The organism is Eubacterium multiforme (assembly GCF_030813415.1).
Classification (GTDB): Bacteria; Bacillota; Clostridia; order Clostridiales; family Clostridiaceae; genus Clostridium; species Clostridium multiforme.
This window is the reverse complement of the sequence record NZ_JAUSUF010000019.1, coordinates 1-15,463: the sequence shown is the minus strand read 5'-3', so window position 1 is coordinate 15,463 and position 15,463 is coordinate 1. Positions and strand designations below refer to the sequence as shown.

At 25.6% G+C, this 15,463-nt stretch carries 9 protein-coding genes and 1 pseudogene; 5 read left to right on the top strand and 5 right to left on the bottom strand.

Going from position 1 to position 15,463, the window contains the following annotated elements; all coding sequences use genetic code 11:
- The first annotated feature begins 199 nt into the window (after positions 1-199).
- Positions 200-541, top strand: coding sequence for a zinc ribbon domain-containing protein YjdM (locus tag J2S18_RS15335; RefSeq protein ID WP_307488134.1), 342 nt, complete (start codon positions 200-202; stop codon positions 539-541).
- A 96-nt stretch (positions 542-637) separates the two neighbouring features.
- Here the strand turns inward: J2S18_RS15335 and J2S18_RS15330 are convergent, their stop codons facing one another.
- Together J2S18_RS15330 and J2S18_RS15325 are read right to left on the bottom strand one after the other, a co-directional pair.
- Positions 638-1,258, bottom strand: coding sequence for a hypothetical protein (locus tag J2S18_RS15330; RefSeq protein WP_307488132.1), 621 nt, complete (start codon positions 1,256-1,258; stop codon positions 638-640).
- 348 nt (positions 1,259-1,606) lie between these two features.
- Positions 1,607-3,019 carry an LPXTG cell wall anchor domain-containing protein gene (locus tag J2S18_RS15325; protein WP_307488129.1) on the bottom strand — a complete coding sequence of 471 codons (1,413 nt, stop codon included), beginning with the start codon at positions 3,017-3,019 and terminating at the stop codon, positions 1,607-1,609.
- A gap of 652 nt (positions 3,020-3,671) precedes the next feature.
- Here J2S18_RS15325 and J2S18_RS15320 point away from each other — a divergent pair.
- The 4 genes from J2S18_RS15320 (at position 3,672) to J2S18_RS15305 (ending at position 12,501) form a co-directional block, all read left to right on the top strand.
- Entirely contained in the window at positions 3,672-4,982 is a 1,311-nt protein-coding gene (locus J2S18_RS15320) for a dicarboxylate/amino acid:cation symporter (RefSeq protein ID WP_307488127.1), read from the top strand.
- A gap of 202 nt (positions 4,983-5,184) precedes the next feature.
- Entirely contained in the window at positions 5,185-7,959 is a 2,775-nt protein-coding gene (locus J2S18_RS15315) for a YfhO family protein (protein WP_307488125.1), read from the top strand.
- Between the two features lie 124 nt (positions 7,960-8,083).
- Positions 8,084-9,511, top strand: coding sequence for a glycosyltransferase family 39 protein (locus tag J2S18_RS15310; protein ID WP_307488123.1), 1,428 nt, complete (start codon positions 8,084-8,086; stop codon positions 9,509-9,511).
- Positions 9,512-9,723: 212 nt separating this feature from the next.
- Entirely contained in the window at positions 9,724-12,501 is a 2,778-nt protein-coding gene (locus tag J2S18_RS15305; protein WP_307488121.1) for a YfhO family protein, read from the top strand.
- 84 nt (positions 12,502-12,585) lie between these two features.
- Here the strand turns inward: J2S18_RS15305 and arcC are convergent, their stop codons facing one another.
- The 3 genes and pseudogenes from arcC to J2S18_RS15290 form a co-directional block, all read right to left on the bottom strand.
- The gene (arcC, locus tag J2S18_RS15300) at positions 12,586-13,530 is read right to left on the bottom strand and encodes a carbamate kinase (RefSeq protein WP_307488119.1); all 945 of its coding nucleotides are present in this window, start codon (positions 13,528-13,530) and stop codon (positions 12,586-12,588) included.
- A gap of 224 nt (positions 13,531-13,754) precedes the next feature.
- The gene (gene arcD, locus J2S18_RS15295; RefSeq protein ID WP_307488117.1) at positions 13,755-15,197 is read right to left on the bottom strand and encodes an arginine-ornithine antiporter; all 1,443 of its coding nucleotides are present in this window, start codon (positions 15,195-15,197) and stop codon (positions 13,755-13,757) included.
- Between the two features lie 91 nt (positions 15,198-15,288).
- Positions 15,289-15,463, bottom strand: a pseudogene (locus J2S18_RS15290) (ornithine carbamoyltransferase); the annotation flags it as partial.

Sequence of the window (15,463 nt, the reverse complement as noted above, 5' to 3'; positions counted from 1 at the left end):
ATTTTAATTTTAGATTACTTAAAGGTATGTACTTATGTAAAATCATTTGTCAATATAATAAGACTATGATATTATATAAACCTATAAATATCCCCCTATATGTTTTTGTAAATTTCAAGTTTATAATTCTTATTCTTACAAAGTTATAAAAAGGGAATTTATTAGAATTAGCAATAACCAAAATGGAGGAAATCAAATAATGATTAAATTACCAAATTGTCCAAAATGTAATTCAGAGTATACTTATGAAGATGGAAATTTCTTAATTTGTCCAGAATGTGCTCATGAGTGGACTTTAGGATCAGAAAATGAAAATAATGAAGATGAACTTATAGTTAAAGATTCTAACGGAAACATCTTAAGTGATGGTGATTCTATAACTATAATTAAGGATCTTAAAGTAAAGGGATGTTCATCAGCCCTAAAAAAAGGTACAAAAGTAAAGAATATACGTTTAGTTGAAGGCGATCATAATATTGATTGTAAAATTGATGGATTTGGAGCTATGCAATTAAAATCTGAATTTGTTAAAAAGTTATAAGAGATAGAATATATAACTTTAAACAATTAAAAATATTGAAAAGAAAAACACACCTATAGAAAATCTAAAGGTGTGTTTATTTATATAGGTTTTAAATTACTTTAATGGTGCTGGTGTTTGAGCTATTTTATTTACAACATAATCATATGAATTTACAACCCAATTGTAGTGGTTATAATGTTGGCTTTCAGAGTCTAATCCAAGAGGTCTAATTCTTTCTAAAGCAGTTACAGCAAATGTTAATACTCTGTCATAATCTTTAGAGCCAGCATTTAATTCATTAACAGCAATTCTCATTTCTTCAACTGCATAAGTTAATTGTTCTAATACATAGTTATCTATTGATACTAAAACATTAAAAATTCTCTTATAGTGTTGTTCTAATGATTGAACATGTCCATAATTTTCATTAGATGAATCTATATTTAATCCTCTAACTCTATCTATTGAAGTTGAGGCAAATACTCTCATTCTTCTTACATCTTGAGGCTTTAAATTAGTTCCTTTAGATAATATGTCTGAAGCAATTCTCATTTCTTCAATAGCATAACCTAATTGAGTCATTGTTTCTTCATCTAATTTAGGAGATGCCTTTTGTTCAACAGAAGTCTTTGTAGTTTTTTCTGCTGCACTTGCATTTGTAGCAGGAGCTATTCCTGAAACTACTCCTAAGATCATTGTTGCAGCCATAATTTGTGAAATTTTCTTTTTTAACATGCTTTTTTGTTCCTCCTTAAAATAAACATAAAAAATTAAATTTATATTAGAGGCAATATTTAAATAAAAAAACAATGTTAATTAAATATTAGTATAATAGATATCAATTTGTGTTGACATAATTATTGGTATAATATATAAACAAAGAATAAATAAATTTCTTTATAGTAAAATATATTATAGTATATACTTTAGAAAACAAAATAGCCGGCAAGCAAAAATGTTTTAATTAGTATTGTACTTTATTTATATTTTTAAAGAAGCCTTGGAATTTGTTATATATTAATATATTTAATAAAGTTCAAGGTTTTTTTATTAAATAAGTTGCCTTTAACATTCTAAATACCTCTATTTTCTTTTCTTAAAAGTTAAGAAAGCTCCTGATAATGTTGAGATTATTCCTAGTGATAATAAACCATTTTGGAAACCGGTTTTTGGAAGTGGTCCTTTAATAGTTGTAGCATTATTTGATGGTTTTGTAGGTTTATTTGTACTAGGTTTTTCTTCATTTGGATTTGAAGGCTTTTCAGGTTGTTCTGGTTTAACACCTGTATCAGGTTTTTCTTCATCTGGGTTTGAAGGCTCTTCAGGTTGTTCTGGTTTAACACCTGTATCAGGTTTTTCTGGGTCAACTCCCATATCAGGTACTTCTCCATCTGGAGATGCAGGCATATTGAACCAGTAGTCTTTAAGTATCTTTTTTGCACTTTCTATAGTAACTTTATTTAAATGTCCTGCTGCTTCTTCTTGATTGATTATATCATTTAATATATTTAAGACAATTTTCATATTATCAACAGTATCTTTTCTATCTGGATTAAATACTGTTTTTACATTATCAATTGCCACTAATAATCTATCTATACTATTTGTAGCATTTCTTATTCTATCTCCAGTTGCTTCAATCCATTTTATATGACCATACCATTTATGATCTTCCTTTATATTTAGAGCTCTAGATCTATCTAAAGAAGTTGTTGCAAAAATAATCATTCTATCATAATTATCTTTGTTAGTGAAATCAGCAGTTTCAAAAAGATCCTTTGCAATTCTCATTTCTTCAACTGCATATGTTAATTCTTTAAGTAAAGCTTCATCAGCTTGGCTATTTTCTATTTCTTCTTTTAGTTTTTCAGAGTATTTTTTTAATATATCTGAAGAACTATCTAATGTTTTTTGATTAAGTATTGAAGCTTCTTTTTCTTCTTTTATAACTTGATCTAAACTTTTTAAAACTATCTTTTTATTTTCAATAGTATCTTTTCTATCTGGACTAAATACTGTCTTAACGTTATTTATAGCGTGTAATACTCTATTTATTCTGTAAGTAGCATTACGGATTTCATCTCCTGATTCTTCAATCCATTCAATATGAGGTTTCATTTCAGCTGTTATTTTACTTTCATCAAATCCTCTAACTCTATCTAATGATGCAGTTGAGAAAGCAATCATTCTGTCATATCTAGATTGATTAGTGAAATCAGCAGTATCTAGAAGTGGTATTGCTTCTTTCATTTCATCAATAGCATAAATTAATTGCTCATGAGTTGCTTGATCCATAGTTTTCTTTTTAGTTTGTTTCTTTTCAGATTTTTTAGTAGTATTGGATTTTGTTTTTTCCTCTTTTTCACTATTTAAAGAGACTTCAACTTCATTTGTATTGTTTTGTAAATTTTTTGAGTTTTCAGTAGCAAAGACACTTACTGAATTAGTCATTATTATTGTTCCTGCTAACATTGCAGATAAAAATTTCTTTTTCATAAAAATATACCTCTCTTCCCAATTAATATATTACTAACTTTAACATATATGTATTTTATTGTTAAGAAAATTCGTTTTACAAATTTTTCATATAAAAATAAAATTTTTACACGTATTTTAATTAGTATTAATTAAGAATAAAAATATGAAACTAGCTATAATATGAATTAAGCTGTATTTATATATTCATTATTCAGACATATTTAAATTAAAAAAATTAATAAATAGCTTAATATAAGAGTTTATATATAAAAATAAATAAATTTATTAAATAAATGAAATATTGTTAGAAAAATAATTCATTTGTGATATAATATAAAAAAGAAATATTGAGATAAATAAAAATTTGAAGATGTTTGATATATCTAAAAATTCATTTCTAACAAAAAATATTATTTTAAATTAAAAGTATTTAAAAAATCGATAATTGACCTTTTATAGATTGCCATAGAAAAATTTAAGTGAAAAAAATAATAAGCATAATATTTAATTCTTCTTTATTGGGGCTATTTAGTTATAACTAAATATTTATTGAAGAATTAAATTATTAATAAATAAAAGCAATAAGTAATAAATAATGTAACTTAATGTTTATTAGAAATTTATTAGATTTCTATAAAATATTATTTTGCATTATAAAAGGGGGCATTTTATGAAAAAAAAGTTAGGACTTACTACAAAAATTTTTATTGCATTAGCAATTGGAGTTCTGGTTGGCTTTCTTATTAAATTTTTACCAAATGGATTTATTAAGGATACACTACTTCTTAATGGGATAATAAAGGTTTTAGGAAAAGGCTTTATTAGTGCAATAAAGATGCTAGTTGTTCCTTTAGTTTTTGTTTCAATAACTTGTGGAGTTGCATCTTTAAGCAACATAAAAAGTTTAGGAAGAATTGGGGGAAGAACTTTAGCTTTTTATTTATCTACAACTGCAATTGCAATTTCTATTGCTATTGGATTAGCACTTATTATTAAGCCAGGAATAGGGCTTGATATGTCTGGAATAATTACTAAGCAGCCTGAAATAGGACAAACTAAACCTTTATCAGATGTATTATTAAATATAATTCCAACTAATCCTATAAAGTCTATGGTAGAGGGAGAAATGTTACAGGTAATATTCTTTTCAGTATTATTTGGTGCTACTATAAGTATTTTAGGGGAAAAAGCAAAGCCTGTAAAAAATATAATGATTAGTTTAAATGAAATATGTTTAAAGATGGTCAATATAGTAATGAAGTTTGCACCATTTGGAATATTTGCATTAATAGCAGAAACTTTTGCAACAACAGGTTTTGATGCTTTTGGACCTTTGGTAAAATATATGGTTGTAATATTATTAGCATTATTAATTCATGCTGGTGTAGTATATACTGCACTTTTAAAAGGGTTTACTGGTCTTAGTGTAAAGCCTTTTCTTAAAAGATTAGGAGACTTTGCTGCAATAACTTTTTCTACAGCATCAAGTAGTGCAGCACTTCCAGCTACAATGAAAACTATGAATAATTTAGGGGTACATAATGAAGTATCTTCCTTTACATTACCACTTGGAGCTACTATAAATATGGATGGAACAGCTATAATGCAGGGTGTAGCAACAGTATTTATTGCACAAATTTATGGTGTTGAACTTGGTTTAAATTCAATACTTACAGTTATATTAACTGCAACATTAGCATCAGTAGGAACAGCAGCAGTTCCAGGAGTTGGATTAATTATGTTGTCTATGGTTTTAAATTCTGTTGGATTACCTATTGAAGGAATAGGATTAATAATGGGTATTGATAGAATACTTGATATGTGTAGAACAACAGTAAATGTTATAGGAGATTGTGTATGTACTTTAATTGTGAGTAAGAAAGAAAATGCTCTTGATGAAAAGATGTATTATAGTCAAATTGAAGATGAAGAAAGTAATGAAGAATTTGAAGAAGAAATTGAATTTGTTCAAGAAATATAGTATTTAAAATTTAATAGATACATTAGTTATTTAAAGGAGTAGAGTATTAAGTTATACTTTACTCTTTTTTTGTGTAGCTTTTAAGTAACCACTAATTTTTCATAGTAATTAAAATCTTTTTAATTTTGCCTAGGGTATTTATAAATAAAATATTGGATATACTTAAAAATGGTAATATTTTAATTATATAAGAGGGAAGTTTATGAAAGTTTTAAATAGATTAAAAAAATCACCAATATTCATTTATACAATTATATTTTTAGGTATTTTTTCTTTGTATTATGGACTATTTTTAGTGGAAGGGAAAACATTAATATGGAAAAGTGATGGGATAAATCAACATTTTTCTATACTTTATGACTTTAATGAAATTATTAGAAATTTTATTAAGAATCCTTCAGGTGGAATTATGGAATGGTCATGGAATATAGGATATGGAAGCAATATAATAGGGGCTTATTCTTATTATATTATAGGAGATCCATTTTCTTATTTATCATTATTATTTCCTTTAGATAAGTTAGAAATAGTATATGATTTATTAATTGGGATTAGATTATATTCTGCTGGATTAGCATTTATATTATATTGCAAGAGAATGAAATTTTCTAATTATGGAACTATTTTAGGAAGTATTTCATATGCCTTTTCAGGATTTATAATAATGTCTGCTATAAGACATCCTTACTTTATTAATCCTTTAATAATACTCCCACTTGTGTTTATTTGTATAGAAAATATATTAGATAACAAAAGAAAGTATCTATTTTCTATTATTGTTTCAGTATCTATGATTTCTAATTTTTACTTTGCTTATATGCTTGCAATTATAAGTATAATATATTCTTTTTTAAGATACATCGAATTAAGAAAATCAAGAAAAATAAAATTTAGCAGTTATTTTTTTAGTTTGTTTATATATTTTATTATAGGAATTTTAATATCTTCTGTTATATTGTTTCCAACTCTTTATTCAATATTGACATCATCTAGAATTTTAAGTGATAATACTCAACAATTAATAAGGATTTATCCAATAGGATATTACATTAACTTAATATATTCCTCTATTTCAAGTGGGAGTTATCCTTTTTGGACAGTGCTTACATTCCCAGTATTAACAGTTATAATGCTACCTATATTCATTAAAAATAGAAAGAAGTACAAAGCTTATTTTTATATGTTTATAATATTTTCTATAATGCTTTTAATACCTTTCTTTGGATCAGCTATGAATGGGTTTTCTTCTATATCTAATAGATGGTCCTTTGTATTTGCATTTATTTCAAGCTTAATAATAGTTTTAGGATTTGATAATTTAAAGGGTATAAATAAAAAGGATATTTTTTGGAGTATAGCTATAATTTTAATGTTTTTTCTACTTGGAATTATAAAAATTAAATTTCCTAAAGTTAAGAATCAAGTTTTTCCAAGTGTGTTTTTTGGAGTGATAATAATTGCTTTTATATTGTATTATCTAAATTTACAAAGAAAGAATATATTAAAAGATAATAAAATATTATTTTTAGGTTTATGTATTTTACTTTCATTAAATATAATTTTTAATAATTATTATAGATACAGCATTAATGGAAATAAGTATATTAAAGAATTTTTAAGTAATAATAAAGCTTTTTCCTATTATAAAGATTCCTTTGATGGAGCAGAGAATTATATTAAAAATAAAGATAAATCCTTTTATAGAATAGGGAAGGCAGACAATGTATCCCGTGATAAAACTAGAAATAATTCAATAATTTTAAACTATAATGGGATAGATTCATTTTTATCTATAAATAATGGATATTTAGCAGAGTTTTCTAGAAATCTAAATAATAGAGCCTTTACTCCTAATAGTCCAATAATTAATTTTGATAATAGACCTATAGTAAGTAATGTAATGGGTGTGAAATATTATATAAGTAAGAGTGATGAAAATCCAAGATTTGATTCATCGATAATTAAGGTTAAAAATATTGGAGATTTTTCTGTATATGAAAAGAAGGATGTATTACCTTTTGGATATGTCTATTCAAATATATTAGATAAAAATACCTTTGATAATTTTAATGGTTTGGAAAAGGAAGAGGCACTAGCTTATGGAGCAAGTATAGACTCTAAGTATATTAGCAGTAATATAAAGAGAATACCCTCTAAATTAGAAAGAATAGATTTTGATACTAAAAATAGCACAGCTAAGATAATTGATAATAAGATTGTTGTAACAAATCCAAATGAGAAAGTTGTTTTAAATATTAATAATAAGGTATCAGATGGAAATTTATATATAAATATTAGTAATTTGCAGTTTACACCACTTTCAAAGAATCTTGAAAGAAAAGATGAAACTAAAGGTTTTGGTAATAAAATAAAATTAGCAATTAAAAAGTTATATAAATTAAATAATGGAGATAGTTTTAAAATAAATGCATCATATAAAAATATAAGTAAAAATTTCAATAAACCTGATGGGTTAGAGGCATCAGAATATTTTGAGATGAAGGATATAGTATATAATTTAGGCTATTATAATGAGATAGATGGTGGTGAACCTATTGAACTAACTTTTAAAAAACCTGGAGAATATAGTTATGCTAATTTAGAAGTAATTAATTTACCAATTAAAGAGTATGATAATGAATTCAAAAAACTTAAAGAAAACTCCTTTGTTATAGATAATATATATAATGATAGGATTTTAGGAAGTATAGATTCTTCTGTAAATGGAGTTCTTACCTTTCAAATTCCATATTGTAAAGGTTGGAAAGTTAGGGTAAATGGTAAAGAAATAGAAACTTTTCCTGTAAATGAAGCTTTTTTAGGAGTAAATTTAGAAGCTGGTAAACATAATATAGAGTTAGAATATAAAACACCATTTTTAAGAATTGGATTAATAACAACTATAATAGGAATAGCTATTCTTTTAATTTTAGCAAAGAGAAATAAGGGTAATTTAATTAATAACTTTAGAAAATAAATTATTAGTTAAAAAAGCTAGTTATTATTAATTATAATTTATAAAAGATAAGTAAGATTGTGTGATATAATCAGCTTGTATATTAGATTATAAATGTGATTATAAAGCATGAAAGGGTAATAGAATGTTTATAAAATTTATAAAGAAATCATCATGGCTAGTTGTAACTATAATTACATTGATTATATTAGGTACAATGGTGAATTTAAATATTGCTCCACTTGGGAAAGTTAATATAGCATCAAAAGAAAATATTATTGTTATTTTATATATTTGTTTAACAGTATTTATTGGAGTTTTATTATATAGAATAAAAAATAGAAAATACTTTTTATTAGGTCTATTTTTCATAGGACTAATTATAAGAATTATTTGGGTTTTAAATATCCATAGTGTGCCAGTATCAGATTTTATGCAGATGTATAATGGTGCGCAAAACATACTAAATGGAAATATTGATGTAATAAGAGGAAGTGAATACTTTCAAACATGGGTGTATCAATTAGGATTTACAGTTTTTCAATATAATATAATTAGAATTTTTGGAAATTCAATAGTTGTTTTAAAGATAGTTAATGCAATTATAACATCCTGTATTCCAATAGTTATTTATTTAATATGTAACACATTAAAGAAGGGAAAAGTTTCTAGGATACCAGCTTTAATATATTGCTTTTATGTTACAGGTATAGCAATGACTTCTGTTTTAACTAATCAACATCTTTCAACTTTACTTATTTATTTTGGATTGTATTTACTAATACGTAAAGAAAAGAAATTTCTTAGTGTTATTTATGTTGGAGTAGTAATTTCTTTAGGTAATATAATTAGACCAGAAGGAATTATTGTAATAATTGCAATAGTACTATTTTTGATATTTAAGGATTTTGAAAATATTAAAAGTCCTAAGAAGTTTTTTAAATATAATATTTTAAAACCTATGTTAATAGTAGTGATATACCTAATAACAAGCACAATAGTATCTGGAGCTTTTAAATTAAGTGGATATACTGATTATGCCTTATCAAATAGAGAACCTTATTGGAAGTTTGTAGTTGGACTTAATACTAAACATAGTGGTCTTTGGAATTGTGAAGATGGAGATTTAGTTAATAGATATCCATTAGGGGAAAAAAGAGATGAATATGAAAAGAAGATAATTTTAGATAGGCTTAAAGACAAAAAAGAAGTATTAAATTTATTTGAGAAAAAGTTCCGCTATATGTGGACTAAAAATGATTTTGGAAGTCTTGCCTTTTCATTAAATTACGAAGGAGCTTCAAAATATTTAATGAAGTTATTTCTAAAAATAGAAAAGGTACAGTTTATAATTATAATATCTTTAGCATTTATATCAGTAATTATAAGTGTACTTAAAAAAGTTAAGTTTGGCTATTACCATCTTTTCATGATAATACTAATTGGATATGTGTTGTCACATTTAATTGTAGAAGTACAAACAAGGTATAGGTATTTTATAATTCCTACTTTTGTGATTTTATCAATAGAGGCAGTATCTTTTATAAGTAAAAGTGAACATAAAACTGAATAGTATATTTATTTAAAAATATATTTTTTAAAATGAGGAACTTTAAAGAGGATATTTTAAATTTATTATAGATAAAAACCTTTCATATTTTATGGAAGGTTTTTTATGTCTAATTAACAAAACTTATGTCAATAGTTGGATATAAAAAATAAGCTTATAGTGTTATAATAAATTAAGTATGAATATTATAGAAAAAATATTGAAAGGAAATTTTTATGAAACTAATTAATAAAATAAAAAAATCACCAATAATACTATATACTATAGTATTTTCGATTTTGATGTTATTATTTTGCATTCTATTTTTATTAAAAAATAAAACTATGATTTGGGTTGGAGATGGAATATATCAACATTATTCAATTTTATATGATTTTAATGAAAAATTTAGGAGTCTTATTAAATATCCTTTAAATGGATTTTCGCAATGGTCATGGGCTATCGGGTATGGAAGTGATGTAATTGGTACTTATGCTTATTATGTGTTAGGAGATCCTTTTGCATACTTATCATTATTGGTTCCCATGAATAAATTACCATTAGCATATAATTTTTTAATAGTACTTAGATTATATTTTGTAGGAGTAGCATTTATTGTGTATGCTAAAAAAATGAGGTTTTCTAAATATGCTTCAATATTAGGTTCTGTTGCATATGCATTTTCAGGATTTGTATTTATGATAGCTATTAGGCATCCATATTTTATAAATCCTTTAATATTATTACCATTAGTATTTATATGTATAGAAAATATTTTAGAAAATAAAAGGAAGTATCTTTTTTTAATTGTAGTAGCAATTACTATAATATCTAATTTTTATTTTTGTTATATGATTGCTCTTATTAGTATTTTATATGCATTTTTAAGATATTTTGAAGTGAAAAAATATAAAGATATTAAATTAAGTAAATATCTAATAAATTTAATTTTTTATGGAATAATAGGGGCTTTAATATCTGCAATTATTTTAGCGCCCACATTATATTCAGTATTTACATCTTCTAGAATTGTTGAAGGTAGTAGTGAAGGATTGGCTATGAATGGTTACCCTGTTGGGTACTATATAAATGAAATATATTCTCTTATTTCAACAGGCAGGTATCCATATTGGACAATATTAACATGTCCAATAGTGGTATTTATTTTTATACCGCTGTTTATAAAGTTCAGAAAAAAATATTCAACTATATTTTATATGTCAATTATATTTTTAATAATGACTTTATTCCCTATCTTTGGGTATGCAATGAATGGATTTGAATCAATATCAAATAGATGGACATTTGTATTTGCATTTATTGCTAGTTGTATTATAGCTATAGGTTTTGATAATTTAAAAAGTATAAATAAAAAAGATATAATATATATGGGAAGTATAGTTGGAGTGTTTATTGTATTATCAATATTCAAAGTATATATTCCTAGTATAAAAACAAAAATGTTTCCTAGTATTTTATTAGGAATATTAATAATTGTAAGCATAATATTTTTCTTAATTAATAATAAAAAATATTATAAAATGATGTTTATATTAATATTAAGTTTACTTTCAGTAAATATAGTATTTAATAATTATTATAGGTATAGTCCAAATCAAGATAATTACATAAATGAGTTTTTAAGTAGAGGAAAAGCAATTCCTTTTTATAAAAATTCTTTTGATGGTTCTGAGAAATATATAAAAAATAATGATAGTGGTTTCTATAGAATTGGAAAAACAGATAATGTTAATAGAAGCAGAACAAGAAATAATTCATTAGTGTTAAATTATAATGGAATAGATTCCTATTTATCTGTAAATAATGGGTATTTAGCACAATTTTCAAAGGAACTAAGTAATAGGTCTTTCACACCAAATAGTCCAATAATAAATTTTGATAATAGACCTATAGTTAGTGATATAATGGGAGTTAAATATTATGTTGGTAAAAAGGATGAAAATCCACATTTAGATCCATCTATAAAAAAGGTTAAGGATATTAAAGATTTTACGGTTTACGAAAAGAAAGACGTAATGCCTTTTGGATATGTTTATTCTAAAATATTAAGTAAAAACAAATTTGATAGTTTAAGTGGTGTTGAAAAAGAAACTTCTTTAGTTTATGCTGCAAGTGTAGATGAAAAATATGATAAAAGTAATATAGATACTATTCCAAATCATACAAAAGAAATTTCATTTAATACTAAAAATAGTACAGCAAAAGTTACAAAGGATAAAATTATAGTTACTAAACCAAATGAGAAAGTAGAACTTAATATAAATAATGAAGTATTACCACAGGGTAATATATATGTAAATATAGATGGACTGAAATATAATCCAGTGTCAAGAAAAGAAAAAATTAATAATGAGATAAACAAATTAAAAGATAAGAATAATTTAAAAGATGTATTAAGAATAAATTCAAAATATTTCAATAGATTTGATAAAGGTGATGAGTTTAATTTAGATATTTCTTATAAAAATGTTAATAAAAACTTTAATCAGCCAGATTCATATGAGGCATCAGGATATTTTACAATGAATGAAGTTTTATTCAACTTAGGATATTATAATAAGCAACAAAATAATAAAGAACCAATAGTACTAACATTTGAGAATCCAGGAGAATATACTTATAAGGATATAAAGATATTAAGTTTACCAACAGAAAAATATAATGAAGAGTTAAATAAACTAAAAAAGAATTCAATGAAGATAATTAGTATATCAGATGACAAAGTATTAGGAAGTATAAGTACATCAGTAAATGGGGTTATAACATTCCAAATTCCTTATTCAAAAGGATGGACTTTGAAGATAGATAATAAGAAAGTAGAAACATTCCCAGTAAACACAGCGTTCTTAGGAGCGAATATAGATAAGGGAAAACATAAAATAGAATTAACTTATAAAACACCTCTTTTAAGAGCTGGGGCTGTTATTAGTGTTATAGGGATAATAATTCTTATAGTAACTATAGTAGCTAGTAAAAAAAGACCTAATAAATAAAAATTTTCTATTTTAGAAAAATAATAGGGATAGATTTTTAAAATCTATCCCTTAAGCTATTTTTAGTGGCATTTTATTACTTTATTATTTAACGATTTTAGTTCCTGATTTTCCAACTAAAGCATCATTAGCTCTGCTAAGGGATGCAATAATTGCAGCTCTATTTTCTCCTGATTGTACAAACTTCTTACAAGCTTCAACCTTTGGAAGCATACTTCCTGGAGCAAATTGTCCTTCTTCAATATATTTATCTACTTCTTCAAGATTTATTTCTTCTAATGCTTTTTGATTTGGTTTATTAAAGTTTACACAAACTCTATCAACAGCTGTAAGTATTAAAAGTACATCTGCATCTAAAATTTCTGCAAGTTTTTCAGCAGCAAAGTCTTTATCTATAACTGCTGGAACTCCAACTAAATCATTTCCTTCTTTTATTACTGGAATTCCACCGCCTCCGCAAGCTACTACTACAAAGCCATCTGAAACCATTTTTTCTATAATATTTTTTTCAACTATATCTAAAGGTTTTGGTGATGCAACAACTCTTCTATATCCACGTCCTGCATCTTCTTTCATAACATAGCCCTTATCTTTTTCAAGCTTTTCTGCTTCTTCTTTACTATAGAATGAACCTATTGGTTTAGTAGGATTTTTAAACCCATTATCATCTTTATCTACAACTACTTGAGTTACCATAGTTCCAACTGATTTTTGAATATTTCTATTTTTTAATTCTTCTAAAATAGAATTTTGTAAATGGTAACCTATATATCCTTGTGAAAATGCTCCTACAACATCAAATGGGAATAATGTGTTATTATTGTCTGCTTGATATGCAGCTTCTAAACTTGCTAATATTTGACCAACTTGTGGTCCATTTCCATGTACTATTGAAACTTGATGTCCAGCTTCTATTAAATCAACTACTGATTTAGCTGTTTCTTTACAAGTTTTAAGTTGACCTTCTGCACTTTTATCTTTTGGATCTGCTTGAAGAGCATTTCCGCCTAATGCTAAAACTATTTTCATTTCTTTGTCCTCCTTATGGTTCAATGTAATTATATTTTTATCTTTTGTGTTTTTATAAATTTATTTGATGCTTAATAAGTCTAAATATTATATAGGCCTTAAGCTAGAATTCAGATGAAGTTTAAAACCTCATCTGAATATAAATTTTTTATCTTTTGTATTTTAAGTGTGTATTTACTTATCTTTTGTAAAAATTTTATTTTAAAATTAATATAATAATCTAATTAAATTGTAATTGTTCCATTTGATAGTAGAACAATGGCTATAACAGCAATTACTAATATAGCTATTGCTATTATTGATTCAACCCCTTTAAATACTTTTTCGCCAGGTTTACTTTCTTTCTTTCCTTTATAGTAGAATATTATTCCTATTGCATAAAGGATGAAACATAGTAATAAGTATTTTAATCCAGCAGCATAGCATAACCATATAGCATATACAGTTGCAACAGTTGAAGCAATTTTATCTTTAGTTCTTCCTTCAGGATTTACATCATAAGTTTCTCCTGAATAAGAAAGTTTCATAGCATACATTGCACTTAGTAGATAAGGAACAAGTATAGCTGTACTTGCTACTGAATAAAGTGCTTGATAAGTACTGTTAGAAACTAAAGTTAAGAATAAAAATACTTCTACTAAAAGATTTGTTATTATTAATGAAGCAACTGGTGAGTTGTTTTTATTAACTTTAGCAAATATTTTTGGAAGTGCACCATCTTTAGCAGCAACAAATGGAATTTCTGCTGCAAGTAATGACCATCCAAGTAATGATCCAAATAAAGAAATTATTAATCCTAAATTTATAAGTACTGCTCCCCATTTACCAACTGCAAATTCTAAAACGTAAGCCATTGATGGGTTTTGTAAATTTGCTAAATCCATTCTCTTCATAACACCAAGTGCCATTAATGAAATTAACATATAAATACATAATGTTCCTATTAATCCTATAACAGTTGCTTTACCAACATCACTTTGTTTCTTAGCTCTACCAGATACAACAACTGCACCTTCAATACCTATGAAACACCATAATGTTACAAGCATTGTATTTTTAGCTTGATCTATTACACTACCTAAATCAGGACTTCCCCAGAATTCAAATGTGAAATTATCAAAGTGGAATGCAAATATTGCAGCTACTATAAATACAAAAATAGGTACTAATTTTGCTATAGTTGTAATTAAGTTAACTAAAGCAGCTCCACTAACACCATTACAAATTAGTAAAGTGAAAGCCCATACTAATATGGAAGCTCCTATAACTGAAGCTAAGTTGTTACCTTCTCCAAATACAGGGAAGAAATATCCTATAGCTCCAAATAATAATACTGCGTAAGAAACATTTCCAATCCAAGCACTTAACCAATATCCCCATGCTGAATTGAAACCTATGTAATCACCAAAACCAGCTTTAGCATAACTATATACACCACCGCTTAACTCTGGTTTTCTATTTGCTAATGCTTGGTAAACAAAAGCAAGTGCTATCATACCAATACCAGTTATAACCCAACCTAAAATAATTGCGCCAGATCCTGCTCCTCTTGCCATATCTGATGGTAAATTAAATGCTCCACCACCAATCATTGAACCAACAATTAATGCAGCTAAAGAAGCGAACCCAAGATTTCTTTCTTCACCAGTTGAATGTTCTTCTGACATAATACTCACTCCCTATTCAATTTATTGTAGTATTTTAAAAAATTTTAGTCGGCTATTTAGAAAATAGCCGACTAATTCTAATGATATATTACTATTTTCCTGCAGTTGCAACCATTACGGCTTTAATAGTATGCATTCTATTTTCAGCTTCATCGAAAACTACTGAATTTCTACTTCTAAATACTTCATCTTCAACTTCTGTTATATCAAGACCAAGTCTGTCCTTAAGGTCTTTTGCAACATTAGTAGTCATATCATGGAATGAT

What these genes read in the sequence shown, in the direction of transcription:
- J2S18_RS15315 (WP_307488125.1), top strand. Translation starts at nt 5,185, where the DNA reads ATGAAAGTTTTAAATAGATTAAAAAAATCACCAATATTCATTTATACA.
- arcD (WP_307488117.1), bottom strand. Translation starts at nt 15,197, where the DNA reads ATGTCAGAAGAACATTCAACTGGTGAAGAAAGAAATCTTGGGTTCGCT.
- J2S18_RS15325 (WP_307488129.1), bottom strand. Translation starts at nt 3,019, where the DNA reads ATGAAAAAGAAATTTTTATCTGCAATGTTAGCAGGAACAATAATAATG.
- arcC (WP_307488119.1), bottom strand. Translation starts at nt 13,530, where the DNA reads ATGAAAATAGTTTTAGCATTAGGCGGAAATGCTCTTCAAGCAGATCCA.
- J2S18_RS15310 (WP_307488123.1), top strand. Translation starts at nt 8,084, where the DNA reads ATGTTTATAAAATTTATAAAGAAATCATCATGGCTAGTTGTAACTATA.
- J2S18_RS15330 (WP_307488132.1), bottom strand. Translation starts at nt 1,258, where the DNA reads ATGTTAAAAAAGAAAATTTCACAAATTATGGCTGCAACAATGATCTTA.
- J2S18_RS15335 (WP_307488134.1), top strand. Translation starts at nt 200, where the DNA reads ATGATTAAATTACCAAATTGTCCAAAATGTAATTCAGAGTATACTTAT.
- J2S18_RS15305 (WP_307488121.1), top strand. Translation starts at nt 9,724, where the DNA reads ATGAAACTAATTAATAAAATAAAAAAATCACCAATAATACTATATACT.
- J2S18_RS15320 (WP_307488127.1), top strand. Translation starts at nt 3,672, where the DNA reads ATGAAAAAAAAGTTAGGACTTACTACAAAAATTTTTATTGCATTAGCA.